Source organism: Vibrio sp. S11_S32 (assembly GCF_014694465.1).
In the GTDB taxonomy this organism is placed as follows: domain Bacteria; phylum Pseudomonadota; class Gammaproteobacteria; order Enterobacterales; family Vibrionaceae; genus Vibrio; species Vibrio algicola.
Genome location: NZ_JAAUWS010000009.1, coordinates 19,455 through 45,345, shown reverse-complemented (window position 1 = coordinate 45,345; position 25,891 = coordinate 19,455). Strand labels below are relative to the sequence as shown.

Genomic DNA, 25,891 nt, shown 5'->3' with positions numbered 1-25,891 from the left:
TATTATTTTTGATAATTTTTAACTATATTAATTTGTAAAATCTTGGTTGTTTCTGTTGAAGCACAAGATAATCCATTTATACATCAAATGTGTTTAGCTTAATTTTAGAACAAATTCTTTCTATTAAGACCATGACTAAGCATTATCCATCATTTGATTCGATTTGTCTTTAGGATGTAGGAGTAAGCATGGAGTTCAGTGTAAAAAGTGGCAGCCCTGAGAAACAGCGCAGTGCCTGTATTGTAGTCGGTGTATTTGAACCACGCCGTCTTTCTCCTGTCGCCGAGCAACTTGATAAGATCAGCGACGGCTACATTAGTTCTTTATTACGCCGTGGCGACCTTGAAGGTAGACCAGGCCAAATGCTGTTATTGCATCAAGTACCGGGTATTTTATCTGAGCGTGTGTTGCTAGTTGGCTGCGGTAAAGAGCGCGAATTAGGCGAACGTCAATATAAAGACATCATCCAAAAAACTATTGGCACACTTAATGACACCGGTTCAATGGAAGCAGTATGCTTCTTAACCGAACTGCATGTCAAAGGTCGTGATACTTATTGGAAAGTGCGCCAAGCGGTTGAATCAACCAAAGATAGCTTGTACACCTTTGATCAATTCAAGAGCAACAAACCTGAAACTCGCCGTCCTTTGCGCAAATTGGTATTTAATGTCCCAACTCGCCGTGAACTCAGTCTTGGCGAAAAAGCAATTGCTCACGGTTTAGCCATCGCATCTGGGGTTAAATCATCAAAAGATCTTGGCAACATGCCACCAAATATTGCCAATCCTGCTTACTTAGCTTCTCAAGCGCGTCGTTTAGCCGATGACTTTGAAACCATCACCACCAAAATTATTGGTGAAGAAGAGATGGATAAACTGGGAATGCATTCTTACCTAGCGGTTGGTCGTGGTTCTCGCAATGAATCCATGATGTCGGTGATTAGCTATAAAGGCAATCCTGATCCAGAAGCAAAACCAATTGTCCTAGTCGGCAAAGGCTTAACCTTTGATTCAGGCGGCATTTCATTAAAACCTGGCGAAGCTATGGATGAGATGAAATACGACATGTGCGGCGCAGCTTCTGTTTTCGGCACCATGAAAACATTAGCAAAACTGAACCTGCCAATTAATGTGGTTGCGATTCTGGCCGGTTGTGAAAACATGCCAGGCAGTAATGCGTATCGTCCGGGTGATATTCTGACCACCATGTCAGGTCAAACGGTTGAAGTATTAAATACGGATGCAGAAGGTCGCTTAGTATTATGTGACGCATTAACTTACGTTGAACGTTTTGATCCAGATTGTGTGGTGGATGTGGCAACCTTAACCGGTGCTTGTGTGATGGCGCTTGGTCATCATATTAGTGGCTTAGTGGCGAACCATAACCCACTGGCTCATGAACTAATCAATGCCTCTGAACAAGCTGGCGATCGCGCTTGGCGTCTGCCAATGGCCGATGAATATCAAGAACAACTAAACAGTCCATTTGCTGATATGGCGAATATTGGTGGCCGTCCTGCTGGCACTATCACCGCAGGTTGTTTCTTGTCTCGTTTTACTAAAAAGTACAACTGGGCACATCTTGATGTTGCCGGTACCGCTTGGAAATCTGGCGCACAAAAAGGCTCAACCGGTCGTCCTGTTTCTTTGCTGGTGCAGTTTCTATTGAATAAGGCTTCTACTGGCCAAGTTTTATTAGAAGAATAAATAATCTTCGTAATTGAAGCTACAGCTTTGTTGGTTTCGTTCGCTCACCCCAATCACTTAGGCTAGCCTTCTTGTTATAAAAAGAAGGCTCATGGGACTGAACGAACTTACCGCCTCACTGTAACTCCACTTACTTTGATTATATATTTGTTTTACTTAAATTATTGTGTCAAGTAAAACCGATATACAAGCTAAATATAAAAGGGCCATTGTGCCCTTTTTGTGTTTTCGCCTTTCTAATTATCTTTGATGTTTTACAATTACCAATCATTTGAGAGCTTTTATCAATGAGCTTTGAGCTATGGGCCTATTATGAGCATTGCGACTTTTTACATCATTGAGCCAAATTCCGTTCAAGCGACACAAATAGGTCATATTGAATATGTGATTTTTTTAGCTCGCTATTTTGCTGAGCAAGGTGCAAAAGTTTATATTAACGCACAAGATAAAACTCAAGCAGAAACGATTGATGAGCATTTTTGGCAGCAACAAAGTGAAAATTATCAAGCGCATAACTTAGTTGGAGAAGGGCCTCATTATGGCACCCCGATCGAAATTGGTTACTCACAAGTCAGACCAAATCGTAACCGCCAGCTGGTGATCAATATGAGCCACGATGAGACAAATTTTGCCCTGAGCTTTACACAAGTGGTAGACTTCGTTGCTTGCGAAGAAAAAGCAAAGCAACAAGCCCGAGAAAGGTATAAAATCTACCGACAAGCAGGGTTTGAAATGCAGACCATAAACATTGAAAACCAAGCGGCAACTTAACCTAAAATCCTTATAGCTAAACCAATCATTTATAGGCTATTGTTTTAGCTATAACGTTTTACATTGACACTAACCTTATTTTTCACGCTCACAGTATCGATAAAAGAAGACTATGGAAAAGACATATAACCCAACATCAATTGAACAAGCGCTATATCAGCGTTGGGAAGAAGCTGGTTACTTTAAGCCTCATGGTGACACATCAAAACAAGCTTACAGCATTGTGATCCCGCCACCGAACGTCACTGGTAGCCTACACATGGGTCATGCTTTCCAAGATACCATTATGGATACTTTTATCCGTTGTGAGCGCATGAAAGGCAAAAACACCCTTTGGCAAGTCGGTACCGATCACGCAGGTATTGCAACTCAAATGGTGGTTGAACGTAAAATTGCCGCTGAAGAAAATAAAACCAAGCATGATTATGGCCGTGAAGCTTTCATCGACAAGATCTGGGAATGGAAAGCCGAGTCTGGTGGCAACATCACTCGTCAACTTCGTCGCCTTGGTGCATCTGTTGATTGGGAACGTGAACGCTTTACGATGGATGACGGTTTATCTAACGCCACCAAAGAAGTGTTTGTTCGCCTTTATGAAGACGACCTAATCTATCGTGGTAAACGTCTGGTTAACTGGGATCCAAAACTGCACACTGCAATTTCGGATCTTGAAGTTGAAAATAAAGACAAAAAAGGCTTCATGTGGCACTTCCGCTACCCACTTGCCAACGGCGTAAAAACCGCGGATGGTAAAGACTACATTGTGGTTGCCACAACTCGCCCTGAAACCGTATTAGGTGATACTGGCGTAGCGGTTAACCCGGAAGATCCTCGTTATAAAGATCTGATCGGTAAAGAAATCTTACTTCCTTTAGTTAATCGCTTAATCCCAATCGTCGCCGATGAACACGCTGATATGGAAAAAGGCACAGGTTGTGTGAAGATCACCCCTGCGCACGATTTTAACGATTACGAAGTAGGTAAACGTCATCAACTGCCGATGATCAATATCCTGACCCTTAATGCCGACATTCGTGATAACGCCGAAGTATTTACCACGACTGGTGAGCCTTCTGATGTTTACAGCACCGAACTGCCAGGGCAATTTAAAGGCATGGAACGTTTTGCTGCGCGTAAAGCCGTAGTAGCCGAATTAGATGCTCTTGGTCTGTTAGAAGAAATAAAAGATCACGACTTAACCGTACCTTATGGTGACCGTGGCGGCGTGGTGATTGAACCAATGCTGACTGACCAATGGTATGTTCGTACTGCGCCATTAGCGGCACCAGCCGTTAAAGCAGTAGAAGATGGCGAAATCCAATTTGTACCAAAGCAATATGAAAATATGTACTTCGCGTGGATGCGTGATGTGCAAGACTGGTGTATCTCGCGTCAACTTTGGTGGGGTCATCGTATTCCAGCATGGTATGACAACGATGGTAATGTTTATGTTGGACGCGATGAAGATGAAGTTCGCGCGCAAAACAACTTAGCACCGGTTGTGGTTCTACGCCAAGATGATGACGTATTAGATACTTGGTTCTCATCGGCGTTATGGACATTCGGTACCATGGGCTGGCCTGAGAAAACTCAAGATTTGTCTACCTTCCACCCAACCGATGTGTTGGTGTCTGGTTTTGACATCATCTTCTTCTGGGTTGCTCGTATGATCATGATGACCATGCACTTTGTCAAAGACGAAGACGGAAAATCTCAAGTTCCTTTTAAAACCGTTTACATGACCGGACTTATCCGTGATGAAAACGGCGATAAAATGTCGAAATCAAAAGGTAACGTCCTTGATCCGATCGATATGATTGACGGCATCGGCCTTGAAGAATTAGTTGAAAAACGTTGTGGCAACATGATGCAGCCTAAACTGGCCGCTAAAATTGAAAAAGCCACTCGTAAGACATTTGAAAACGGGATTGAACCTTACGGCACCGACGCATTGCGCTTTACTCTGGCGGCAATGGCATCAACCGGTCGTGATATTAACTGGGATATGAAACGCCTAGAAGGTTACCGTAACTTCTGTAACAAGTTATGGAACGCCAGCCGTTATGTGTTGATGAACACCGAAGATCAAGACTGTGGTTTTGCACCGGATGCAGAGCTTGAATATTCACTCGCCGATCGTTGGATTGAATCTCAGTTTGAATTAGCAGCAAAAGATTTTAATACTCATATCGAAAACTTCCGCTTGGATATGGCGGCAAATACTTTATACGAGTTCATCTGGAACCAATTCTGTGACTGGTACTTAGAGTTAACCAAACCAATCCTTTGGAAAGGCACCGAAGCCAAGCAACGCGCCACTCGTCGCACCTTGATCACGGTCCTTGAGAAAACGCTACGTTTAGCGCACCCAGTATTGCCATTTATTACTGAGTCCATCTGGCAAAGTGTCAAGCCGCTGGTCGATGGCGTTGAGGGTGACACCATTATGACTCAGGCATTGCCTCAGTTTAATGCTGACAACCTAGACGAAACCGCAGTGGCGGATATTGAGTGGGTGAAGCAATTCATCACTTGCATCCGTAACCTACGCGCTGAATACGATATTGCGCCAAGTGTTGCGTTATCTGTGATGCTAAAAGCCGATGCTACCGATACTGCTCGTCTACAAGCCAACTTAAACGTACTGAGCTCGCTTGCGAAACTAGAAGAGATCAAAGTATTAGCAGAAGGCGATACCCAAGTCGATGGCAAAGATATTCCAGCATGTGCAACCGCATTGGTGGGTAAATCAACACTGATGATCCCAATGGCTGGTCTTATCGACAAAGACGCTGAACTGGCTCGCTTAGATAAAGAATCGGTTCGTATTCAAGGCGAAATTAAACGCATTGAAGGCAAACTCAACAACCAAGGCTTTATAGCCAAAGCGCCAGAAGCGGTAGTGGCTGCAGAACGTGGCAAGCTTGAAGGTTACCAAGGTACTTTGGTTAAACTGGAAGAGCAAAAAGCGACAATTGCCGCGCTGTAATAAATAGCGTAGTAATGTAAGCTTTTCATTCGAAACAAAAATAAAGGGTCAGCCATTGGGTTGGCCTTTTTTGTTAGCTTTAATAGCCAATACCTATTAATAAAATCGCCAAACTTAATTGATAATGGTTATCATTTGCATTATGGTATTTTCATCAGCTCAACAAATGCCTTGGAGCAAGCTCATGAAAAAAACTCTCACTTTTGCGGTATTACATTTTAGCGTTGCCTTCTCTTTAGCTTATTTACTGACTGGCGATATTATTATTGGCAGCCTGATCGCCATGACCGAACCTATGGTCAATACCGTCGCTTTCTATTTTCATGACAAAGTATGGCAACGAAATAAGCTGTTAAGAGTTGCCCTGCAAGCACCATCAAAAAAGACTCTCAGCTTTGCGGTATTACACTTTAGTGTTGCATTTTTAGTGACTTACTTATTAACCGGCGACGCCTTTATTGGTGGCTTAATGGCGACCATTGAACCGAGCGTAAATACTGTGGTGTTTTATTTTCATGAGCGTTTTTGGCAACGTAAGCAAAATATCCAGTTTAGCTTGCAATGCCACCATCATGACTTACAGCAACACGGTCAGGAATTATCTGAAGCACCATTAGAAAAGAATGCCTTATCGGCTTAACTCGACATACGCCTTCCCATTTTCAACCTTTTAGCTCAATGAACGTCCTCTTCATTGAGCTTTTTTATTGCAGCAATACTTGTCCCTGAAAATTGAGCGTGTTATTAAAGCATTCTCATTTATCAATATGATCATCAACATGCATTCTAATTTCCAGATCCGTCCCATCCAACCAACCGATAACGCGGCCATTGCTCAAGTTATCCGCGATGTTTCTGCCGAGCATGGCTTAACCGCCGATAAAGGTTATAGCGTTGCTGATCCGACATTAGATACATTATATGACGTTTATAATGTTGTTAACGCTCAATATTGGGTACTAGTGGATAGTCACGATACCGTGGTTGGTGGTGCAGGAATTGCGCCATTAGCAGGCAAGCCCGAAGTATGCGAATTACAAAAGATGTATATTTTGCCACCAGCGCGCAGACTAGGCTTGGCTCAACAGTTGATCGCGTTATGTTCAGATAAAGCCAAACAATTGGGCTATACACAATGCTATTTAGAATCGACTGCCGAACTTAACGCTGCATTAGCTTTATATCAAAAACTCGGCTTTGAACATTTAGATGCCCCGTGGGGAAATACAGGGCATGGAGATTGTGAAGTGGTGATGGTTAAAGCGCTATAACGGATAGTGGCTCACGCACTGGGTTTCTGACAGCCCGATATCAAATGGAAAGTGATAACCATCTAAATGAACAAATAGTTGTGTCGCGCCAGATAACACGTCTCGACTATCGTCAGATAATAGCGCTTGTTGCGGCGCGTCGATTTGAAAAATAGCGCTCACATGATCGCTACGAATATCGAGCGGCACCGTATAAGTCATGCCGTTATATTTAATATCTGCCGCCACTAAACCCGGTTTCAATGAATGGTAATAGACATCGACTTTAAGCTCACAACCGCCACCATGATGCCAAATCTGCTCGGTGGAAACATGATGCAAACGGACGCTGCGGATCAAACGTAAAAAAGGCGCACGTTTAATTCCAACACGGTTATTGCAAGGTTCAGCTTGCTGGTGATCCAAATGACAAACCGTCGCTTGTTCATCTATAAGCCAATCCTCTTCTTGATCTAAGAATAATATCTCAATCCGATTCTTGCCTAGGTTTAAATATTCTTTAATGTCTTTTTGGTAACGATAACGACTGCCATCGCAATCATATACCGCCACCCCACCGACACGTACTTCAGCGTAATGGTTGATACCCTCAATCACTAAGTCAATCGCCGCCAAGCCAAGCATAGCTTCATCGACTTCGATATCGTGCATCAAATGCCATTCTTGTTCGGCAATCTGTTGCTCTGATACATGCACAGGAAGCACGGAGCTTAGCACCGCCGGAAATTCAAGATCGGCTTGCGGTAGGGTTAAATCGGTTAATGGTGATAACTGCCAAAGGCCTGTCAGAGGTTGATGCATAATCGTCCGTGAAAAGTAGTCATTTATAGATAAGTATAGATATAAAAAAACCAGCAACAGGCTGGTTTTTTATTGGCAGTAATAAGCGTCTCTTATTCTGCGTCGTAATCGTCATTTTCTTCATCGTAGATAGCGTCTTCGCCTTCATAGAAGGTTCCCCAGCCATCGTAAATGATGTCGTATTTTTCTGCCAAGTTAACCAGTTTTTCAACTTGCTCATCAATCAGAAGTGGATCCAATGCAGATTGCATAATGGCATCGCAGCATAAGACTTTGGTGCCGTCTTCATCTTCTGTTTCTTCCGCTTCTAATACTTCAAAGCCCATCTTGAATGCTTCAATAACCGCTTCTTGCAAAACTTCGAGATCTTCTGCAAATAAGTGGTGCTCGATATCATACAAAGCATCAGGTTCACTGCCATCTTCAATCAATGCTGCGATAATTTCGCGAGTTTCTTCTTTTTGGAATTCAATCAGCTCTTCAACTGATAAGTAATCATCTTGCATAGATTGATCATTGTTAGACATAACCGTGCTCCAATATGGGCTTAATTCAGAATCGCTATTTTGCCACGAAACGCCAACAGAGGTAAGTGAAAATGCGCGATGTTAAGATAAAATCGCATTATGTTTTAACAAAGTAGCATTGCATTGATATAAAAGCCCCTCGCGCTGCATGATGCCGCACAATTCTCAGCGTCACTTTCTGCATAAACACTAAAAACTGTTACTATCGAATTCATCATTATCGCAATTTAGTGTCACTATAGTCACTAACTTCAGCAAAAAAACCATCAACACGATAAATAAAAATTCACTTTATTCGCATTTTTATGTATAAATATCGTTTGGTATATTAATAAGGACATTATTATGGCTTTCAATCTTCGCAATCGTCATTTTCTCAAGTTACTCGACTTCACCCCGAAAGAGATCCAATTTCTATTGGCGCTGTCGGCCGATCTCAAAAAAGCCAAATATGCCGGATCGGAGCGAAAAACTTTAGTTGGAAAAAACATTGCGTTGATCTTTGAAAAGTCATCCACTCGTACTCGTTGTGCCTTTGAAATTGCCGCGTTCGATCAAGGCGCTCAAGTATCTTATCTTGGCCCTTCTGGCTCTCAAATCGGCCATAAAGAATCCATGAAAGATACCGCTCGGGTACTTGGCCGTATGTATGATGGTATTGAATACCGTGGCTACGGACAAAGTATTGTCGAAGAGCTAGCCCAATACGCAGGTGTTCCGGTTTGGAATGGCTTAACTGATGAGTTCCACCCTACTCAAATTTTGGCCGATTTTTTAACCATGCAAGAGTATGCTTGCGGTAAACAATTGCATGACATTAGCTTTGCTTACCTAGGTGATGCGCGTAACAATATGGGCAATTCACTCATGGTTGGGGCGGCAAAAATGGGTATGGACATTCGCTTAGTTGCCCCAAAAGCCTTTTGGCCTGAAGAAGAATTAGTGAGTCAGTGTAAAGCGATTGCAGCGCAAACTGGCGCCACCATCACCTTAACTGAAGATGTGGCCAGCGGCGTGAAAGGTTGTGACTTCCTGTATACCGATGTGTGGGTATCCATGGGAGAGGCAGCACAAGCTTGGGATGAGCGCGTTGCATTAATGACACCCTATCAAATCAACCAAGCCATGCTTGAGGCGACTGGCAATCCACACGTTAAATTTATGCACTGCTTACCGGCTTTTCATAACGATGAAACCACGGTAGGCAAAGAAGTGGCGGCAAAGTACAACATGAAGGGGTTGGAAGTCACCGAAGAAGTGTTTGAGTCCGATCATTCGATTGTCTTTGATCAAGCCGAAAACCGCATGCACACCATTAAGGCGATCATGGTAGCGACACTCGGCAGTTAGGTTTCACTCGTTCACATCGGTTACGCTTTGCTGGGTGAAAGTTGAGCAACACCAACTCGGTTGGCATTAAGTGAGCAAACGCTTGCGCAAACAGAGATTGTGGGTATAATTTTCCCAAATCAATGAGGGGAAGATGAAATGCTACAGCAAGGTAAAATTACCGAGTTATGTTACAAGCGAATTAGCTTGGGTGCTGTTGTTATTCCATCTTTTCATTCATAAATAAACCTCCTGTTATCGGGAGGTTTTTTTATGTCTGGATTATTTAAACCCAGTTGCGGTATTTCATAATCGATTCATATTAATAGACTTAACAATGCAATATCGCCTCATATTCAGTTACTGTCAGCTAATGCAATAAGGAACCCACATGGCAAACTCGCTCTATCAAAAGCATATTATTTCGATTCCAGAACTTTCACGCCAAGAAATGGAATTAATCATTCAAACTGCCGCGAAGATAAAAGCAGAGCCTCAACCTGAATTGATTAAAGGTAAAGTGGTTGCCAGTTGTTTTTTTGAACCATCAACTCGTACTCGTCTTTCTTTTGAAACGGCGATCCAACGTATTGGCGGCAGTGTGATTGGCTTTGATAATGCCGGTAACACCTCTCATGCCAATAAGGGTGAAACACTGGCCGATTCGATTCAAATTATCTCATCGTATGTCGATGCGTTTGTGATGCGTCACCCACAAGAAGGCGCAGCACGTTTAGCCTCTGAATTTTCCAACAACACGCCAATCATCAATGCTGGCGATGGTTCCAATCAACATCCAACTCAAACTTTGCTCGATTTATACACCATTTATGAAACTCAAGGCACATTAGATGGCATTAGCATTGCGTTTGTCGGTGACCTTAAATATGGCCGTACCGTGCACTCGCTCACTCAAGCATTGGCTAAGTTTGATAATGTGCGTTTCTACTTTATTGCACCAGAAGCCTTGGCCATGCCAGATTACATTTGCGAAGAACTCGACGATGCAGGCATTACTTATAGCTTGCATTCAGAAGTGGAAAGCGTGATGGAAAACCTTGATATTTTGTACATGACCCGAGTGCAAAAAGAGCGTTTTGATGAATCTGAATATGCTCACATTAAATCAGCGTTTGTATTAACCGCCGCCTCACTTAAAGATGCCAAAGAGAACTTGAAAGTGCTGCACCCTCTGCCGCGCGTCGATGAAATCACGGTCGATGTCGATAAAACGCCGCACGCCTATTACTTCCAACAAGCCGAGAACGGTGTCTATGCCCGTACCGCGTTGTTAGCCCTTGTCCTTAACTCAACTTTATAAAAGGAGATCATCATGTCTAAGCAAAATCATCTGCAAGTTGAAGCAATTAAAAATGGCACCGTGATCGATCATATTCCTGCGCATGTTGGAGTAAAAGTACTGCGCCTATTTAATATGCACAACTCGAATGAACGCGTCACTATTGGCTTGAATTTGCCATCATCGGCGCTCGGGGCTAAAGATTTATTAAAAGTAGAAAACACCTTTATTAGCCAAGAACAAGCGCAGAAATTAGCCTTATATGCACCAAAAGCGACGGTAAATCAAATTGAAAACTACGCCGTGGTCAAAAAGCTTGAGCTCACTCTCCCTAAACAGGTGGTGGATGTTTTTCGTTGTGCCAATAGCAACTGCATTACACATAACGAACCGGTATCGAGTAGTTTTAGCGTGATTGAGAAAAATGATGTGATTCGATTGAAGTGCAAATACTGTGAAAAAAGCTTCTCGCGCGACATTATGACCGAAAAGTAAATCATCGCTATTGAGTTTGCTCGAAATACGGTTTAACCACTCATCAACATTCGTTATGATAAGCGTTCATATTGACGAATTAATAAATGGATATTGAAACATGACAAAAGTACTTCATACAGACGCAGCGCCAGCAGCAATCGGTCCTTATGTACAAGGTGTTGACCTTGGCAGCATGATCATGACGTCAGGTCAGATCCCAGTAAATCCAACTACAGGTGAAGTGCCTAGTGATATTAAAGCGCAAGCTCGTCAATCGCTTGATAACGTTAAAGCGGTGGTTGAATCTTCTGGTTTAACCGTCGGCGATATTGTGAAAATGACGGTATTTGTAAAAGACTTAAATGACTTTGTCACGGTTAATGAAGTGTACGGCGCTTTCTTTGATGAGCATAAGGTTGCTAACTACCCTGCTCGTTCATGTGTTGAAGTCGCTCGTCTACCAAAAGATGTTGGCATTGAAATCGAAGCAATTGCAGTGCGTAAGTAATATTCGAATTCATATTCACACTAAGTAATACCCATTCCATAACTTTAATGATTGTTCAAAATTGAATACAGAGAAAAGTGTTAAAGGCCATGGATGGCCTTTTCTCAAGCGACCAAGGACGGATCAGCGTCTTTTCGGCGTATTCAAATTGATCAAATATTAAATGGAATTGGTATAATATTGCTTAGAAACATAAAAAAAGGAGCGCCTATATCAGGAGCTCCTTTTTATTTTCTACCACAATGGATATGTTAGTGACCGGCGGCGGGCGCTGCAGGCCCTGCCTTAATAAATGGCCCCTTGGTAAACCAAATAAACACAATCAAGATAAAGAACAAACATCCGAGCAGATAGAAATAATCTGCGGTCGATACCATGAAAGATTGCACCGTAATAATATGGTCTACTGCGGCCAGATTCACTTGCGTCTCACCGCCCATTTTATGCAAATAGTCCACCGCTGCCGGTTGGTAATTACTCACATGTTCGGTTAAGGTCGCATGATGGAAATCGGCGCGACGATGCCAAATCCAAGTGGTTAATGATGAAGCAAAACTGCCGCCTAACACTCGTAAGAAGGTGGTTAAGCCTGACGCTTCGGCAATATCGTGGCCATGCATATTGGATAGGAAAATCGTGGTTAATGGCATAAACATCAGCGCCACTCCAAGCCCCATAAACAACTGCACTAATGCGATGGTTTCGAAATCGACAAAGGTATTAAAACCCGAACGCATAAAGCATGAGGTTCCAATCACCACAAACGACATCGACGCCAATATTCGCATATCAAACTTATGCGCATAGCGGCCCATTAATGGCGTTAAGAAGAATGGAATAATCCCCATTGGCGCGGATGCTAAACCTGCCCAAATCGCGGTGTAACCCATATATATCTGCAACCATTGCGGCAAGATAATATTAATCGCAAAAAAGGCAGAGTAGCTTAGCACTAATGCCAAGGTACCAAAGGCATAGTTTCTATCTTTAAACAGGTATAAGTTTACGATTGGGTGATCGTCGGTTAATTCCCATATAACAAAGGAAATTAATGCAATCACCGAAACAATCGCCATCACCACAATTTTAGTCGATGAGAACCAATCTGCATCATTACCTAAGTCGAGCACCACTTGTAAGAAGCCAACTCCAACCACCAGCAACGCAATACCAATATAATCGACTGGCATTTTAGCGGTAATATCAACGCGATCTTTCAGCTGTGTCCAGACCACCGAGCAACAAAACACCCCAATTGGAATATTAATGAAGAAAATCCACGGCCATGAATAGTTATCAGTGATCCAACCGCCAGTGATCGGCCCTACAATCGGTGCGACCACCGTCACCATCGAAATCAGTGCTAAGGCTACACTTCGTTTGGTGGTGGGGAATATCGCCAATAGCAAGGTTTGACACATTGGGAACATTGGGCCGGCAAAGAAGCCTTGCAACGCACGGAATACGATAAGCTCTGGCATACTGGTCGCCATTCCACATAATGCGGAGGTGACGGTAAACAAGGCAACCGAAATAATAAATAAGCGCAACTGACCAAAGCGACGAGAGAACCACCCCGTGAGCGGCAATGCAATCGCATTACACACTGCAAACGAGGTAATAACCCAAGTACTTTGCTCTGAACTCACGCCTAAATTACCGGCAATGGTCGGCAAGGCAACGTTGGCAATGGTACTGTCGAGTACCTGCATAAACGTCGCTAATGCTAAACCAATGGTCGCGATAACCAGGCTAGGAGGCGTATAGGTTTGATCTTTCATACGACCCTCTGCTACTTAGCAGACTGTGTTGATGTCATTGCTTTATCTGATGCAGCTTCCGATTTTTCTGGCGTAACATCGGTTGGCGCATCAAGTGTTACATCTGGCATACCAAGATTATCGTGCAAAATTTTGGTCACGATAGAATCGACTTGCGATAAAGCATCGGTGTACACATCGGTGCTGTAACTTGGCGTAGTTTTAGGCTCAACCGACAACAACTTACCATCGGTATTTTTAATGCTGACTTCAGCAAGCATCGATAAACCAATACGCAATGGGTACTTATCTTGGTTGGCATCATCTAGGCGAATTTTAACCGGTAAACGTTGCACAATTTTGATCCAGTTACCGCTGGCATTTTGCGCTGGTAATAATGAGAATGCACTACCAGTACCAATACCTAAACTTTCAACTTCACCTTTGTAGACCACTTTCTCGCCGTACAAATCGGAGGTTAACGTCACTGGTTGGCCAATACGCATATCTTTCATTTGGCTTTCTTTAAAGTTGGCGTCTACCCATACTTGATGTAGAGGTACTATCACCATTAACGGCGTACCCGGTTGCACTCGGCTGCCTAATTGTACTGCGCGTTTTGCTACATAACCGCTTACAGGTGCAACGATTTTAGTACGGATATTGGTTAAGTAACTTTGACGTAGGTTCGCCACTGCCGACTTAATGCCTGGGTGGCTTTTTAGCACCGTATTATCCACTAATGCCAAGGTCATTTTTAAGGCTTCTTGAGAAGCTTTTAATTCACTTCGGGTTGCATAAACCGTATCTAAGTAGTGGTTTAGATCTTCTTTCGAGATCGCACCCTTCTCGACCAAATGCTTACGTCGATTGTAATCATTAACCGCTTGGCGGTACTTCACCTGACTAGCCGCTACTTTGGCTTTGAAGTTATCCGCCGTGGCATATAAGCTACGTACTTCACGCACTTTAGAGCCTAATTTGGCCTCTGCTTCTTGCAGCGCAATTTGAGTATCGTTTGAATCTAATTCAACCAATACTTGGCCTTTTTTAACAAAGTCGCCTTCATCCGGCATCACCGTCGTCACCGTGCCAGCAATTTCAGGCGTTAAGGTGACTAAGTTGCCATTAACGTAAGCATCGTCTGTCGACTGATAAAACTTTAAATAGGTTAGGTAATAGAAGTAACCACCAACCGCAAAGCAAATAATAACAAGCAATAAAATAAGGAAAGAAGCTTTACGTTTGCTTCTTGGTTTTGCCGCAATACTATTGTTTTTATTTTGTGTATCCATGATTCAACCATTCAAAAAATGAAAAAAGAAATGCCGTTAGCGCAATTAAACAGTGTAGCCTTCTTCTGGCAGCATCCGCTTTAATAAGTCCAGTAAGATTTCGACTTCATTAGACGATAAATTACCGGTTAAAGCCGGACCAACTTGTTTAGCGATAACGTCTAGGCATTGATCTAAAACCTCAATGCCTTGCGGAGTCAAAGTAACCAACACTCCGCGTTTATCATTAGGATTAGGCAATTTAACAATCAGTTGTTTTTTTACTAACCGTTCAATCATGCGTGTCATCGAACCACAATCAATAGAAAGTGCTTTACTGATTTCAGCCGGAGAATGTTTTTTCTCAACTTCAATCATCATCAACACTTTTATTTGTGCTGGAGTGATATCCAGAGGAGATAAATGTTCGGCCAGTAAACGATCTTTGTATTGATTAACAAAGTGGATCAACTTTCCTACGGGCAGTGCCGCAGCATAAGCATGATTGAGGGTGTATGACGTCATAATTAAATACCTGCCTAGGCAATAAACCAGAGCAGGATATTACTGCCTAGGCAAGTAAATAGCAATAAGATATTTCAAAATGTAACTATAAAATAAAGCCAAGTCTATCGGCGTCATTAAGTCGCTGGCACAAAAAAACCAACGAAGCGCTGATGTCATATTGACGGCTTCATTGGCTTTAAAGGTATTTTACTTCTGTTCTTACTTGGCGTTAAGCTCTACCACTTCGTTATCTAATTGCTCTAATTTATCTTTCATTTGATTACGACATTCTTTAAGCAATTGACGAACATTCTCTTTATCGTAACCTTCTACACTGATTGGTGGCAGCATTTCGACAATCACATGACCATTATTCCAACGGTTCAGTTTAATTTTATCGGTACTACTACATACGATAGGGACAATAGGAACTTGCGCTGCAATTGCAGCATGGAATGCGCCGGTTTTAAAAGGCAGTAAACCGCGTCCGCGCGAGCGAGTTCCTTCAGGAAACATCCATACCGACACTTTTTTCTTTTTAATTTGCTCCGCGACTTGACCAATTGTGCCCATTGCTTTGGTTCGATTAGATCGGTCGATCAAGATGTTGCCAGTGATCCAATACAACTGACCAAACAATGGTAGCCACACTAAACTTTTTTTACCGACTGTTACTACATTTGGCGTTAATGCGGATGAAATGGTAAATAAATCCCAATTATTTTGATGGTTACCTAAATAAATGTGCTGATCTCGCTCATAAGCGTCATCTGGCATTCTTAGCTCAAGCGTAATACCAAACACCTTCGACATACGACCAAACATACGGCCAAAGGTAAAGACATGGCGAGGGTTGCGCGGGCTAAATAAGCAATAACCACAACCGATAATAAACATCAATACAGCAAAAATCGCTACAGCAATAATACGCAGTAAAGCAATCATTTGAGTTCTCCAATCACATTTATTTCCTAAATAAAAAAGCTGAAATCTTAAGACTTCAGCTTCTTAATCCAGAGTATAACATCGACGCTGTTTTTTATTTAAAGCGCTCGATATTAGCCCCTAATTTGTTTAATTTATTTTCAATACGATCATAACCACGATCGATATGATAAATACGGTCAACAAGAGTTTCGCCTTTAGCAATACAACCAGCAATCACAAGGCTAGCCGAAGCGCGTAGATCGGTTGCCATTACTTGAGCGCCTGTTAGGTACTCAGTATCGCCACAAATCACAGTATTACCTTCGACATCCGCTTTAGCACCCATGCGCATTAATTCTGGTACATGCATAAAACGATTTTCAAAGATGGTTTCAGTGATCACACCACCGCCTTTCGCCATCATATTCAATAAGGTGAATTGCGCTTGCATATCGGTTGGGAAGCCAGGATGAGGCGCCGTGCGAATAGTGACCGCTTTTAATTCACGCCCTGTCATATCTAAGCTAATCCAGTCTTCACCCGATTCAACTTTAGCGCCCGCTTCTTCAAGCTTAGCTAAAACCGCTTCAAGTAATGATGCTTTAGTATTTAAGCATTTCACTTTACCGCCAGAAACTGCAGCTGCTACTAGGAAAGTACCGGTTTCAATGCGGTCAGCAACAACGGTATGTTTACCACCGTTTAAGCGTTCAACCCCTTCGATGGTGATCGTGCCAGTCCCTGCGCCAGTAATTTTAGCGCCAAGTGCGTTTAGGAAAGCAGCGGTATCTTCGATTTCTGGTTCACGAGCGGCGTTTTCAAGTACCGTCGTACCTTCAGCTAATGTTGCTGCACTCATCACAGTAATGGTCGCGCCAACTGAGACTTTATCCATCACAACATGTGCGCCTTTTAAGCGACCATCGACTTCGGCTTTCACATAACCATCTTCAAGAATAATGGTTGCACCAAGTTGCTCTAAACCATGGATATGCAGATCAACTGGGCGGGCACCAATCGCACAACCACCAGGAAGTGAAACTTGACCTTTACCAAAACGTGCCACTAATGGACCTAACGCCCAAATAGAAGCTCGCATCGTTTTAACTAAGTCATAAGGCGCACAATATTCATTAATTGGACCAGAATTAACCAAGATGGTTTCGCCTTCACGCGACACCTCGGCACCTAGGCGCTTTAATAGCTCCATACTGGTGTCGATATCACGTAAAGCAGGAACATTAGACACTTCAACCAAACCTTCGGACAAAATGGCAGCAAATAAAATTGGTAGTGCGGCGTTTTTAGCGCCAGAGATAGTCACTTCGCCTTGCAGCGGGCCTGAGCCATGTACTTTAAACTTTTCCATTAAAAACCTTGATTATTTCTTATGCTTCAAAGACGTATTATAACGACATCAATTTTTTATCACGCGCCCACTCTGTAGGCGTATACGCTTTGATTGATACCGCATGAATATCATTTCTTTGGATAAACTCCATCAGCGGAGCGTAAATTAATTGTTGTTTCTTCACTCGACTCATATTTTCGAAGGTTGGATCGACGGCAACCACTTCATAATGACTGCCTTCGCCTTTCACATGGATCTCTTGTAATGCGAGCGCGTCATCTAAAATTTGTTTAACTTGAATAATGTCCATTATGTTTCCTACCGTGTTTAGTCTAACCGATTCATCTATTATTCACATAAAATTACAGTTCTGTGGTAAAGCTGGCTCTTTATGTTAAATAAGTCGGCTATCAATATTTTGTGAAAATAGGTCGTCTATATTACTCAACTCAAACAAAGTTTTCAGTTGTTCGGGCATGAAAGTCAGCATTATATGACAATTTTGTCGTTTTGCATGCTCAATTAAGTGAATTAACATGACCATACCAGCAGAATCGACGCGTTTAACCGATTTTAAACACACTTGAAACGATGAATTGGGCGGCTGCCAGCCCTGAAATTGCTGCCACAACGCAGGAATATGGTCACGAGTCAGTTCACCGCTAAGTGACGCGCTATGATCATCATGTGGCAACCACTGTGGATGATTCATTACTTCTTAGCCTCAAAAGTAATATCTTTTTTAGCTAACTCGGTTAACTCTTTAGTTACCGCAGGAATGCCATCTTGACGAATTTTAGTATTCCATTCCGATTGTTTACTCGACAATAAACTAATGCCTTCAGCGGTCATATCATACGCTTTCCAGTCACCGTTTTTTCTATTTTTCAATAATGTGAAATCCAGTTTAATATTTGGACGTGAACGATCAATAATTTCCACCCGAACATTCACCACGCGGCGATCTTCAGCAATGGTTTGAGCTTGTTCAAATTGAATTTTTTGATCGCTGTATTGAGTGAGTACTTGAGCATAAGAGGTAATTAAATAGGCCCGAAACTCTTCAATAAATGCGCCTACTTCCTGTTTATCCGCACCGCGTAAGTTTGGCCCTAATAACTTTAATGCCGCGTATTGATAATTAACATAAGGCATCATTTCTTCATCAACAATCATTTTTAAATGATTAGGATCGTTATGAATTTGAGTTTGCTCAGCTTTTAAGCGCGCAAAAGTAATTTCTGCCACTTGATGCATCATTTGATACGGATCGCTGGTGTCGATTGCTTTAGTTTCGACAGTTTTTGCCTGTAAGTTAACACTGGCTAACGCGAATACCAGCAGCGCAATTATTTTAGTTATCCCTTTCATCATGACTCCTTCTCTAATGACTTTATTTTTTATCTGAATCCGACCCTTTTACGCTATACAGCATTTGGCCGATCAGATCTTCTAATACTAATGCCGATTTTGTATCTTCCACAAAATCATTGTTATCAAGCATCGCAATACCGTCCATTGAAAACCCAGGAACTAAACTGATGTATTGCTCGCCAATAAGGCCTGAAGTTAAAATCTGTGCGCTGGAGGTTTCTGGATACTGACCAAATTGTCTGCCAATTGTCATGCTCACTACCGGAATATATTGCTCGGTGTCTAAACTAATATCACTGACTCGCCCCACCACAACCCCGCCCACTTTGACTGGCGAGCGCACTTTCAAGTTACCAATATTGTCAAAGTTGGCTTTTAAGGTATAGCTATCACTGGGTCCAATACTGGTCACATTGGCGACTTTAAACACCATCACTAAAATAGCCAATATTGCGCCTAACACAAAACAGCCTACCCATAACTCAATCCGACGATTTTTATCCATAATCCTTTTCCATCATTTATGTTCTATCCCTACACGGTAAAACCAAGCGATTAATTACCTAACATTAATTACCGAACATCAACGCGGTTAATATAAAGTCTAGCCCTAATACTGCTAAAGATGAATGCACCACGGTACGAGTTGTGGCGCGGCTGATCCCTTCCGAAGTCGGTACACAATCGTAGCCATTAAATAACGCGATCCAAATAATAGTGATCGCGAAAGCAATACATTTAATTACGCTATTGCCAATGTCATGGCCTAAATTGACCGCCGATTGCATCGCAGACCAATAACTGCCAGCATCAATCCCTTTCCAATCCACTCCGACAATCTGACCGCCCCAAATACCGACCGCCATAAAAATCATCGCCAGTAATGGCATTGAGATCACTCCGGCCCAAAAACGTGGCGCGATCACTCGTTTTAGAGGGTCTATTGCCATCATTTCAAGGCTAGAGAGTTGCTCGGTTGCTTTCATTAAACCTATTTCAGCGGTTAAAGCTGAGCCAGCACGACCAGCAAACAATAATGCGGTCACCACAGGGCCAAGTTCACGCAATAAAGACAGCGCCACCATTTGTCCAAGATTACCTTCTGCTCCATAATCCACTAAAATTACATAACCTTGCAGGCTCAACACCATACCGATAAATAATCCCGACACCATGATAATCGCCAATGACTGCACGCCAATCACATACAATTGCTTAATCAATAGCGGAAAACTTTTTTTAAACTGAGGTCGACTGCACAATGCACCATACAGCATTAATGACGCGCGCCCTACTGACTGACAAAACTGCAGGCTGTTGGCCCCTAAATCGGCGATCCAATCAAGCTGTCGATTATTATTTTTCTTGGGTTTATTCACGCTCAAATAAATCCTTTTGTAGTGACGGGGCGGGGAAATGAAACGGAACCGGACCATCTTCTTTGCCGGTTAAAAACTGCTGAACACGTTCATCTTCCATATTTCTCAGTTGCTGCGGCGAACCTTGAGCAATCACTTTGCCATTGGCCAGTAAGTAGACATGATCGGCAATGCTCATCACTTCAGGTACATCGTGTGAGACCACCACAGAAGTAATGCCTAATGCATGATTTAAACTTTGGATCAGCGCCACCAGCACCGCCATTGCGATGGGATCTTGTCCAGCAAAAGGCTCGTCATACATGATCAGTTCAGGGTCGAGTGCAATGGCACGAGCGAGTGCGGCGCGTCTTGCCATACCGCCCGACAGCTCACTCGGCATTAATTCAGCCGCGCCACGCAAACCTACTGCTTCTAGTTTCAGTAATACCAATGTTCGGATTAAATCATCGGATAATTCAGTATGCTCACGCAATGGGAAGGCCACATTATCAAAAACGCTCATGTCGGTAAACAGCGCTCCCGATTGAAACAACATGCTCATTTTTTTGCGCACGCGATATAATTCAGAACGGGATAATTGCGGGATGTTATCGCCAGCAAAGTCGATATCCCCACTTTCAGGCAACACTTGCCCGCCAATTAAACGCAATAAGGTGGTTTTACCTATACCAGAAGGCCCCATGATGGCGGTGATCTTTCCTTTGGGGATCGACAAACTAATATCATCAAAAATTACTCGCTGTTGACGACGAAAGGTCATCGACCGAATGGATATTAAATCATCTTCCATAATGACCTCTGTATAAGTAATAACAAATGCAATACACTCAAGCATCATAAGTGATCAGTGCTTGAATTCAAAGTAATCTGCACGTTTGTGTATTAACACTGCAATCTAGGTCAGCCAGTCATTTTTGCTACCGGTATCAGGTTTTAATCCCTATTTACAATAAATTATGAATAAATACCTACAAACACTTCCATTTAGAAGCGCTAAACGTCAGAATCGCGCTTTATGATTTAATCCTAATTTAATACCCCAAAACACTGCTTTTATGCTGAATTTTATTGAAGCGTAATGTCAATTAGAGTCGGTGTACCACAACATAATTCTATTTATTACAGGAAAAAACATGTTATTCACTGCGATTGGATTACTTATTTTTGGCTTAGCATTGTTAGTGTGGAGTGCTGATAAACTCGTATATGGCTCAGCGGCTGTAGCTAAAAATATGGGTATTTCACCATTGGTTATCGGTATGACCATTTTAGCTATGGGCTCTTCAGCGCCTGAAATGATGGTTTCGGGTGCGGCAGCATTAGCAGGTAAAACCGATACTGCAATTGGTAATGTACTGGGTTCGAACATTGCTAATATTGCGTTAATTTTAGGTATTACCGCACTAATCAAGCCGTTATTGATTGGTTCAACTATTTTACGTCGCGAACTGCCACTCATGATGGGCGTCACCGTTATTTCTGGCTTTATCTTATGGGATAATTACCTCAGCTTTTATGAAGGTATTGCATTAGTTGTATTATTTATTGGCTTCATTTTAATGATGTTACGGATCAGTAAAAACGAAAAGCTAACCAATGACGTATTAATTGAACAACAAGAATCAGAAATCCCTGAAGGGGTCGATAATAAAAAAGCGCTGTTCTGGGTGGTAGTCGGATTAGTCTTATTACTCGTCTCATCAAATTTAGTAGTTGATAATGCTGTGGTTATTGCTAAATATTTTGGTATGAGTGATCTGGTGATTGGTTTAACCATCATTGCGATTGGTACTAGCCTTCCTGAATTAGCAGCATCAATTGCCGGTGTGATGAAAGGTGAAGATGATATGGCGGTGGGTAACATCATCGGCTCAAATATCTTTAATATTCTTGCGGTAATGGGTATACCAGCCTTAATCCATCCTTCGGCAATCAGCGAACACATTATGAGCCGAGATTTTTGGGTTATGCTGGGTGTTTCGGTATTACTCGTGATCATGGTGCTCGGAAAATCACGTACTATTAATCGTATTGAAGGCGCAATATTGTTCACCTGCTTTTTAGCTTATCAAGGTTACCTTTTTTACAATGTTGGAGCATGATAAAGTAACAGCAATTTCTCTTGTGACAGTTTCCCCATTTTACTAGGCCTAGCTTGACGCGGCTTTAAGTAACAAAGGGATCTCCCTACTTTGAATTATTTTTAGGATTGTGTTCATGTCGACTTCATTTGATTACTGCGCTGCCGCTAACGACGTTCTTGCGATTGAACTGGCAGGGTTAACCCAACTAGCTCAATATTTTGATAGCCACTTTGCTCAGGCTTGCGAGTTAATTTTGAATAACGACGGCAAAGTTGTAGTCATGGGGATGGGAAAATCGGGTCATATCGGTAACAAGATTGCGGCCACTCTTGCCAGCACAGGCACCTCGGCGTTTTTTGTTCATCCCGGTGAAGCCAGTCACGGCGATCTCGGTATGATTGGCAGCAATGATATTGTGATCGCGATTTCAAATTCTGGTGAATCATCTGAAATTCTCTCGCTTTACCCAGTGCTGCTGCGTCGTAATATCAAAATTATCAGCATGACTGGCAAACCTGAATCTAACATGGCGAAACTGGCCGATATTAATCTGCAAATCACCGTGCCCGAAGAAGCTTGCCCGCTCGATTTAGCCCCAACCACCAGCACCACTGCCACCTTAGTGATGGGCGATGCCTTAGCCATCGCGCTCATGAAAGCGCGCGGATTTACTTCCGAAGATTTCGCCCTTTCTCACCCTGGCGGCGCGTTAGGTCGTAAGTTATTATTAAAACTCACCGATATTATGCACACTGGTAACATGTTGCCAACCGTATCTAAAGACGCACTAATCCGTGATGCCTTGCTTGAAGTCTCCCAAAAAGGATTAGGTATGACGGCGGTGGTTGAAGCTGATATGACCCTATTGGGTATTTTTACTGATGGGGATTTACGTCGCCTACTTGATCAACGTATCGATATTCATACTACGACCATAGATCAAGTAATGAACGCAAAACCAACCGTAGCCAATCCAAATTTACTGGCGGTTGAAGGGCTAAACATGATGCAAGAAAAAAGCATTAATGGATTAATGCTATGTCAAGATGGTAAATTAGTTGGAGCGCTGAATATGCACGACCTATTAAAAGCCGGAGTAATGTAATGAGTTCTATGACTCTCACCCCATATGGACAAGCTTCAAATCAGATCCTCGCGATCGCAAAACAGATCAAACTATTGATTTGCGATGTTGATGGCGTCTTTTCCGATGGTTTAGTGTACATGGGCAATCAAGGCGAAGAATTCAAAACTTTTCACACTCGTGATGGTTACGGGGTTAAGTCGTTAATGCAAGCGGGAATTGAAATCGCGATCATTACCGGCAGACAATCTCAAATTGTTGAAAATCGCATGCAAGCGTTAGGCATTAAACTCATCTATCAAGGGCAAGACAATAAACTCGTCGCCTATCAAGACATCATGGACAAACTAAATCTGCAGCCAGAACAAGTTGGCTACATTGGTGACGATTTGATTGATTGGCCGGTAATGGAGAAAGTAGCATTAAAAGTGAGCGTTGCTGATGGGCATCCACTATTGGTTCAACGCGCCAACTATGTGACCCATATTAATGGTGGTCATGGCGCAGTGCGTGAAGTATGCGATCTTATTTTACAAGCCAGAGATGAACTCGAAACCTACCAAGGGCAAAGCATATGAGTTTTTCGCGGCTCATGTATTTAATTTTGATCATCATTGCCTGTGGTTCCGGTTACTACCTGTATCAAAAATCCTCAAGCGATTCAACCCAGATCACTTTAGATAAAGAGCATCCATTATTTACCAGTAATGACTTAAACTCGGTCAAATATAATCTTGAAGGCACGCGGGACTATAAAATTTATGCAGTCACCCTCGAGAATTATGCCCAGAGTGGCGACACCGTATTTCATAAGCCGGTCCTCACCATTTACCAACAAGGTAAAATAGTTGAATGGGTGGTAAACTCAGATACTGCGGTATTGGATAAAGATCATAAGCTCACACTGATCGGGCATGTGGTGGCTAAAAACCATCTACCAGATTCCAGTTTTGATACCATGAACACCGAAAAAATGTTGATTGACCTGAAAAGTAAAGATTTCTCAAGCGACACTAAAGTTTTCATGATTGGACCACAATTTACTAATAGCGGCAATGCATTAGAAGGCAACTTCAAATCCAATATTGCCACGCTGTTTAACCAAGTACAGGGTAAGTATGAAACTCTCACACCTTAGTTTATTTATTTGCTTATTAATCCCAAACGCATCTTGGGCGCTGACCAGCGATCAACATCAACCCATTCATATCAAATCGGATAAGCAACATCTAGATATGAACACCAATAAAGTGACGTTTACTGGTAATGTTGAGCTTGACCAAGGCAGTATTCATTTAACCGCGGATAAGCTGATCGTGATCCGTAATAGCAAAACTCAGCAACTTGAAGAATTACAAGGCTATGGCAAACCATCGCATTTTTCACAAAAAACCGATGATGGCAAGTTACTCAAAGGACAAGCCAACACCTTAGTATATAACGTCAAGACCGATAAACTGATCATGACCACCAATGCCGAACTGCACCAAGATGATAGCGTGATTAAAGGTAAAGTGATCACTTATCTGATTAAAGCTCAAAACCTTACCGCCGATAGTGGTGATGGACAACGTGTATCCACCGTTTTGCAACCCGATCAAGTAGGTACTAAATAATATGGCAATGCTAAAAGCTGAAAAATTAGCTAAGACCTATGGCAACCGAAAAGTCGTCAGTGATGTGGGTCTTGAAGTAAAATCAGGGCAAATTGTCGGTTTACTCGGCCCTAATGGCGCGGGTAAAACCACCTCTTTTTATATGATAGTGGGATTAGTGTCTCGTGACGAAGGCACCATTAGTATTGATGGTGAAGACATCAGCATTTTACCTATGCATCAACGCTCTCGCATGGGGATTGGTTACTTACCTCAAGAAGCCTCTATTTTTCGAAAATTATCAGTTGAAGATAATATCTTAGCGGTACTTCAAACACGTAAAGAACTGACTCGCGAAGAAAAACAAGACCGACTCGAAGATCTATTAAACGAATTTAGTATTCAACATATTCGTAAAAGTGCAGGTATGGCACTCTCTGGTGGCGAACGTCGCCGTGTTGAAATTGCACGCGCATTAGCCGCTAACCCTCAATTCATCTTATTGGACGAACCCTTTGCTGGTGTCGATCCGATTTCGGTTATTGATATCAAGAAGATCATTCAGCACTTACGTGACCGTGGTCTGGGTGTATTAATCACCGACCATAACGTACGTGAAACGTTGGATGTGTGTGAGCATGCTTATATTGTGAGCCAAGGGCATTTAATCGCTAATGGTACACCAGAAGAAGTGCTAAATAACGCGCAAGTGAAAAAAGTATACTTAGGTGAAGATTTCCGCTTATAGGCGGTTTATTTTGTTAATAGGCTGTTTATCTCAACTCTGCTAATCAACAGCATCGCGACAACTCAAGTATCAAGGATGGTACTTTCCTTAGCTTCTTAACTTAGGTACTTAACGACTTAGCACCTA

The 25,891-nt window shown here is 42.5% G+C and carries 28 protein-coding genes; 15 read left to right on the top strand and 13 right to left on the bottom strand.

The annotated features are described in order from the left end of the window. Nucleotides 1-188 precede the first annotated feature (188 nt). From pepA to HC723_RS07090, 5 genes are all read left to right on the top strand, one after another. Nucleotides 189-1,706, top strand: a complete 1,518-nt coding sequence (gene pepA, locus HC723_RS07110; RefSeq protein ID WP_190338621.1) for a leucyl aminopeptidase — start codon at nucleotides 189-191, stop codon at nucleotides 1,704-1,706. A 312-nt stretch (nucleotides 1,707-2,018) separates the two neighbouring features. Continuing rightward, nucleotides 2,019-2,477, top strand: coding sequence for a DNA polymerase III subunit chi (locus HC723_RS07105; RefSeq protein WP_190338620.1), 459 nt, complete (start codon nucleotides 2,019-2,021; stop codon nucleotides 2,475-2,477). Between the two features lie 112 nt (nucleotides 2,478-2,589). Then, nucleotides 2,590-5,466: a valine--tRNA ligase gene (locus HC723_RS07100; protein ID WP_190338619.1), complete on the top strand. Its 2,877-nt coding sequence runs from the start codon at nucleotides 2,590-2,592 to the stop codon at nucleotides 5,464-5,466. 184 nt (nucleotides 5,467-5,650) lie between these two features. After that, entirely contained in the window at nucleotides 5,651-6,106 is a 456-nt protein-coding gene (locus tag HC723_RS07095; protein WP_153446210.1) for a DUF2061 domain-containing protein, read from the top strand. 139 nt (nucleotides 6,107-6,245) lie between these two features. After that, nucleotides 6,246-6,737: a GNAT family N-acetyltransferase gene (locus HC723_RS07090; RefSeq protein WP_446751392.1), complete on the top strand. Its 492-nt coding sequence runs from the start codon at nucleotides 6,246-6,248 to the stop codon at nucleotides 6,735-6,737. Here the strand turns inward: HC723_RS07090 and HC723_RS07085 are convergent. Both HC723_RS07085 and rraB read right to left on the bottom strand, forming a co-directional pair. Next, nucleotides 6,732-7,538, bottom strand: coding sequence for a glycosyl hydrolase 2 galactose-binding domain-containing protein (locus tag HC723_RS07085; protein ID WP_190338618.1), 807 nt, complete (start codon nucleotides 7,536-7,538; stop codon nucleotides 6,732-6,734). The two genes, HC723_RS07090 and HC723_RS07085, sit on opposite strands and share 6 nt — an antisense overlap. A 92-nt stretch (nucleotides 7,539-7,630) precedes the next feature. After that, on the bottom strand, nucleotides 7,631-8,065 hold the full coding sequence (gene rraB / locus HC723_RS07080; protein WP_407701683.1) for a ribonuclease E inhibitor RraB: 435 nt from the start codon (nucleotides 8,063-8,065) through the stop codon (nucleotides 7,631-7,633). A 345-nt stretch (nucleotides 8,066-8,410) separates the two neighbouring features. Between rraB and HC723_RS07075 the strand changes: the two genes are divergently transcribed. The 4 genes from HC723_RS07075 to HC723_RS07060 all read left to right on the top strand — a co-directional run bounded on the left by HC723_RS07075 (nucleotide 8,411) and on the right by HC723_RS07060 (nucleotide 11,679). Next, nucleotides 8,411-9,415: an ornithine carbamoyltransferase gene (locus HC723_RS07075; protein ID WP_190338617.1), complete on the top strand. Its 1,005-nt coding sequence runs from the start codon at nucleotides 8,411-8,413 to the stop codon at nucleotides 9,413-9,415. Nucleotides 9,416-9,785: 370 nt separating this feature from the next. Next, nucleotides 9,786-10,715 carry an aspartate carbamoyltransferase gene (gene pyrB / locus HC723_RS07070; protein WP_153446204.1) on the top strand — a complete coding sequence of 310 codons (930 nt, stop codon included), beginning with the start codon at nucleotides 9,786-9,788 and terminating at the stop codon, nucleotides 10,713-10,715. Nucleotides 10,716-10,727: 12 nt separating this feature from the next. After that, the gene (gene pyrI, locus HC723_RS07065) at nucleotides 10,728-11,189 is read left to right on the top strand and encodes an aspartate carbamoyltransferase regulatory subunit (RefSeq protein ID WP_153446202.1); all 462 of its coding nucleotides are present in this window, start codon (nucleotides 10,728-10,730) and stop codon (nucleotides 11,187-11,189) included. Nucleotides 11,190-11,289: 100 nt separating this feature from the next. Next, complete coding sequence (locus HC723_RS07060) at nucleotides 11,290-11,679, top strand: Rid family detoxifying hydrolase (RefSeq protein WP_190338616.1); 390 nt, start codon at nucleotides 11,290-11,292, stop codon at nucleotides 11,677-11,679. Between the two features lie 251 nt (nucleotides 11,680-11,930). Here HC723_RS07060 and HC723_RS07055 read toward each other — a convergent pair whose 3' ends face one another. From HC723_RS07055 to mlaF, 11 genes are all read right to left on the bottom strand, one after another. Beyond that, complete coding sequence (locus HC723_RS07055) at nucleotides 11,931-13,460, bottom strand: DHA2 family efflux MFS transporter permease subunit (protein WP_190338615.1); 1,530 nt, start codon at nucleotides 13,458-13,460, stop codon at nucleotides 11,931-11,933. 11 nt (nucleotides 13,461-13,471) lie between these two features. After that, complete coding sequence (locus HC723_RS07050) at nucleotides 13,472-14,734, bottom strand: efflux RND transporter periplasmic adaptor subunit (RefSeq protein ID WP_190338614.1); 1,263 nt, start codon at nucleotides 14,732-14,734, stop codon at nucleotides 13,472-13,474. Between the two features lie 45 nt (nucleotides 14,735-14,779). Then, on the bottom strand, nucleotides 14,780-15,238 hold the full coding sequence (locus tag HC723_RS07045; protein WP_153446195.1) for a MarR family transcriptional regulator: 459 nt from the start codon (nucleotides 15,236-15,238) through the stop codon (nucleotides 14,780-14,782). A gap of 201 nt (nucleotides 15,239-15,439) precedes the next feature. Next, nucleotides 15,440-16,165, bottom strand: a complete 726-nt coding sequence (locus tag HC723_RS07040) for a 1-acylglycerol-3-phosphate O-acyltransferase (protein WP_190338613.1) — start codon at nucleotides 16,163-16,165, stop codon at nucleotides 15,440-15,442. A 94-nt stretch (nucleotides 16,166-16,259) separates the two neighbouring features. Beyond that, nucleotides 16,260-17,516, bottom strand: a complete 1,257-nt coding sequence (murA, locus tag HC723_RS07035; RefSeq protein ID WP_153446192.1) for a UDP-N-acetylglucosamine 1-carboxyvinyltransferase — start codon at nucleotides 17,514-17,516, stop codon at nucleotides 16,260-16,262. A gap of 37 nt (nucleotides 17,517-17,553) precedes the next feature. After that, nucleotides 17,554-17,808 (bottom strand): BolA family iron metabolism protein IbaG, encoded by a 255-nt coding sequence (gene ibaG, locus HC723_RS07030; RefSeq protein ID WP_153446190.1) that lies wholly within the window; start codon nucleotides 17,806-17,808, stop codon nucleotides 17,554-17,556. A gap of 84 nt (nucleotides 17,809-17,892) precedes the next feature. Next, the gene (locus tag HC723_RS07025) at nucleotides 17,893-18,210 is read right to left on the bottom strand and encodes an STAS domain-containing protein (RefSeq protein WP_153446188.1); all 318 of its coding nucleotides are present in this window, start codon (nucleotides 18,208-18,210) and stop codon (nucleotides 17,893-17,895) included. Then, nucleotides 18,210-18,872 carry an MlaC/ttg2D family ABC transporter substrate-binding protein gene (locus tag HC723_RS07020; RefSeq protein WP_153446186.1) on the bottom strand — a complete coding sequence of 221 codons (663 nt, stop codon included), beginning with the start codon at nucleotides 18,870-18,872 and terminating at the stop codon, nucleotides 18,210-18,212. The genes HC723_RS07025 and HC723_RS07020 overlap by 1 nt, the downstream gene beginning before the upstream one ends. A gap of 19 nt (nucleotides 18,873-18,891) precedes the next feature. Beyond that, on the bottom strand, nucleotides 18,892-19,377 hold the full coding sequence (gene mlaD / locus HC723_RS07015; RefSeq protein WP_153446185.1) for an outer membrane lipid asymmetry maintenance protein MlaD: 486 nt from the start codon (nucleotides 19,375-19,377) through the stop codon (nucleotides 18,892-18,894). A gap of 64 nt (nucleotides 19,378-19,441) precedes the next feature. After that, the gene (mlaE, locus tag HC723_RS07010; protein WP_407701692.1) at nucleotides 19,442-20,209 is read right to left on the bottom strand and encodes a lipid asymmetry maintenance ABC transporter permease subunit MlaE; all 768 of its coding nucleotides are present in this window, start codon (nucleotides 20,207-20,209) and stop codon (nucleotides 19,442-19,444) included. Between the two features lie 34 nt (nucleotides 20,210-20,243). After that, complete coding sequence (mlaF, locus tag HC723_RS07005; protein WP_194704506.1) at nucleotides 20,244-21,044, bottom strand: phospholipid ABC transporter ATP-binding protein MlaF; 801 nt, start codon at nucleotides 21,042-21,044, stop codon at nucleotides 20,244-20,246. A gap of 343 nt (nucleotides 21,045-21,387) precedes the next feature. On the opposite strand from mlaF, the gene HC723_RS07000 reads away from it, so the two are divergent. The 6 genes from HC723_RS07000 (at nucleotide 21,388) to lptB (ending at nucleotide 25,765) form a co-directional block, all read left to right on the top strand. Continuing rightward, nucleotides 21,388-22,356, top strand: a complete 969-nt coding sequence (locus tag HC723_RS07000; RefSeq protein ID WP_153446181.1) for a calcium/sodium antiporter — start codon at nucleotides 21,388-21,390, stop codon at nucleotides 22,354-22,356. A gap of 115 nt (nucleotides 22,357-22,471) precedes the next feature. After that, nucleotides 22,472-23,443, top strand: a complete 972-nt coding sequence (locus tag HC723_RS06995) for a KpsF/GutQ family sugar-phosphate isomerase (protein WP_153446179.1) — start codon at nucleotides 22,472-22,474, stop codon at nucleotides 23,441-23,443. Continuing rightward, nucleotides 23,443-24,000 (top strand): 3-deoxy-manno-octulosonate-8-phosphatase KdsC, encoded by a 558-nt coding sequence (gene kdsC / locus HC723_RS06990; RefSeq protein WP_153446177.1) that lies wholly within the window; start codon nucleotides 23,443-23,445, stop codon nucleotides 23,998-24,000. The genes HC723_RS06995 and kdsC overlap by 1 nt, the downstream gene beginning before the upstream one ends. Further along, on the top strand, nucleotides 23,997-24,560 hold the full coding sequence (gene lptC / locus HC723_RS06985) for an LPS export ABC transporter periplasmic protein LptC (RefSeq protein WP_190338612.1): 564 nt from the start codon (nucleotides 23,997-23,999) through the stop codon (nucleotides 24,558-24,560). Before kdsC ends, lptC begins: the two co-directional genes overlap by 4 nt. Further along, complete coding sequence (lptA, locus tag HC723_RS06980; protein WP_153446174.1) at nucleotides 24,541-25,038, top strand: lipopolysaccharide transport periplasmic protein LptA; 498 nt, start codon at nucleotides 24,541-24,543, stop codon at nucleotides 25,036-25,038. The genes lptC and lptA overlap by 20 nt, the downstream gene beginning before the upstream one ends. A gap of 1 nt (nucleotide 25,039) precedes the next feature. Continuing rightward, nucleotides 25,040-25,765 carry an LPS export ABC transporter ATP-binding protein gene (lptB, locus tag HC723_RS06975; RefSeq protein WP_153446173.1) on the top strand — a complete coding sequence of 242 codons (726 nt, stop codon included), beginning with the start codon at nucleotides 25,040-25,042 and terminating at the stop codon, nucleotides 25,763-25,765. The last annotated feature ends 126 nt before the right edge of the window (nucleotides 25,766-25,891 follow it).

Coding starts and splice junctions, on each gene's coding strand:
- HC723_RS07025 (WP_153446188.1), bottom strand. CDS start 18,210: ATGAATCATCCACAGTGGTTGCCACATGATGATCATAGCGCGTCACTT.
- lptA (WP_153446174.1), top strand. CDS start 24,541: ATGAAACTCTCACACCTTAGTTTATTTATTTGCTTATTAATCCCAAAC.
- HC723_RS07000 (WP_153446181.1), top strand. CDS start 21,388: ATGTTATTCACTGCGATTGGATTACTTATTTTTGGCTTAGCATTGTTA.
- lptB (WP_153446173.1), top strand. CDS start 25,040: ATGGCAATGCTAAAAGCTGAAAAATTAGCTAAGACCTATGGCAACCGA.
- HC723_RS07105 (WP_190338620.1), top strand. CDS start 2,019: ATGAGCATTGCGACTTTTTACATCATTGAGCCAAATTCCGTTCAAGCG.
- HC723_RS07100 (WP_190338619.1), top strand. CDS start 2,590: ATGGAAAAGACATATAACCCAACATCAATTGAACAAGCGCTATATCAG.
- ibaG (WP_153446190.1), bottom strand. CDS start 17,808: ATGGACATTATTCAAGTTAAACAAATTTTAGATGACGCGCTCGCATTA.
- pyrI (WP_153446202.1), top strand. CDS start 10,728: ATGTCTAAGCAAAATCATCTGCAAGTTGAAGCAATTAAAAATGGCACC.
- HC723_RS07045 (WP_153446195.1), bottom strand. CDS start 15,238: ATGACGTCATACACCCTCAATCATGCTTATGCTGCGGCACTGCCCGTA.
- HC723_RS07060 (WP_190338616.1), top strand. CDS start 11,290: ATGACAAAAGTACTTCATACAGACGCAGCGCCAGCAGCAATCGGTCCT.
- mlaF (WP_194704506.1), bottom strand. CDS start 21,044: ATGGAAGATGATTTAATATCCATTCGGTCGATGACCTTTCGTCGTCAA.
- HC723_RS07075 (WP_190338617.1), top strand. CDS start 8,411: ATGGCTTTCAATCTTCGCAATCGTCATTTTCTCAAGTTACTCGACTTC.
- HC723_RS06995 (WP_153446179.1), top strand. CDS start 22,472: ATGTCGACTTCATTTGATTACTGCGCTGCCGCTAACGACGTTCTTGCG.
- lptC (WP_190338612.1), top strand. CDS start 23,997: ATGAGTTTTTCGCGGCTCATGTATTTAATTTTGATCATCATTGCCTGT.
- HC723_RS07095 (WP_153446210.1), top strand. CDS start 5,651: ATGAAAAAAACTCTCACTTTTGCGGTATTACATTTTAGCGTTGCCTTC.
- pepA (WP_190338621.1), top strand. CDS start 189: ATGGAGTTCAGTGTAAAAAGTGGCAGCCCTGAGAAACAGCGCAGTGCC.
- HC723_RS07040 (WP_190338613.1), bottom strand. CDS start 16,165: ATGATTGCTTTACTGCGTATTATTGCTGTAGCGATTTTTGCTGTATTG.
- HC723_RS07055 (WP_190338615.1), bottom strand. CDS start 13,460: ATGAAAGATCAAACCTATACGCCTCCTAGCCTGGTTATCGCGACCATT.
- rraB (WP_407701683.1), bottom strand. CDS start 8,065: ATGTCTAACAATGATCAATCTATGCAAGATGATTACTTATCAGTTGAA.
- HC723_RS07020 (WP_153446186.1), bottom strand. CDS start 18,872: ATGATGAAAGGGATAACTAAAATAATTGCGCTGCTGGTATTCGCGTTA.
- kdsC (WP_153446177.1), top strand. CDS start 23,443: ATGAGTTCTATGACTCTCACCCCATATGGACAAGCTTCAAATCAGATC.
- HC723_RS07085 (WP_190338618.1), bottom strand. CDS start 7,538: ATGCATCAACCTCTGACAGGCCTTTGGCAGTTATCACCATTAACCGAT.
- mlaD (WP_153446185.1), bottom strand. CDS start 19,377: ATGGATAAAAATCGTCGGATTGAGTTATGGGTAGGCTGTTTTGTGTTA.
- pyrB (WP_153446204.1), top strand. CDS start 9,786: ATGGCAAACTCGCTCTATCAAAAGCATATTATTTCGATTCCAGAACTT.
- HC723_RS07090 (WP_446751392.1), top strand. CDS start 6,246: ATGCATTCTAATTTCCAGATCCGTCCCATCCAACCAACCGATAACGCG.
- HC723_RS07050 (WP_190338614.1), bottom strand. CDS start 14,734: ATGGATACACAAAATAAAAACAATAGTATTGCGGCAAAACCAAGAAGC.
- murA (WP_153446192.1), bottom strand. CDS start 17,516: ATGGAAAAGTTTAAAGTACATGGCTCAGGCCCGCTGCAAGGCGAAGTG.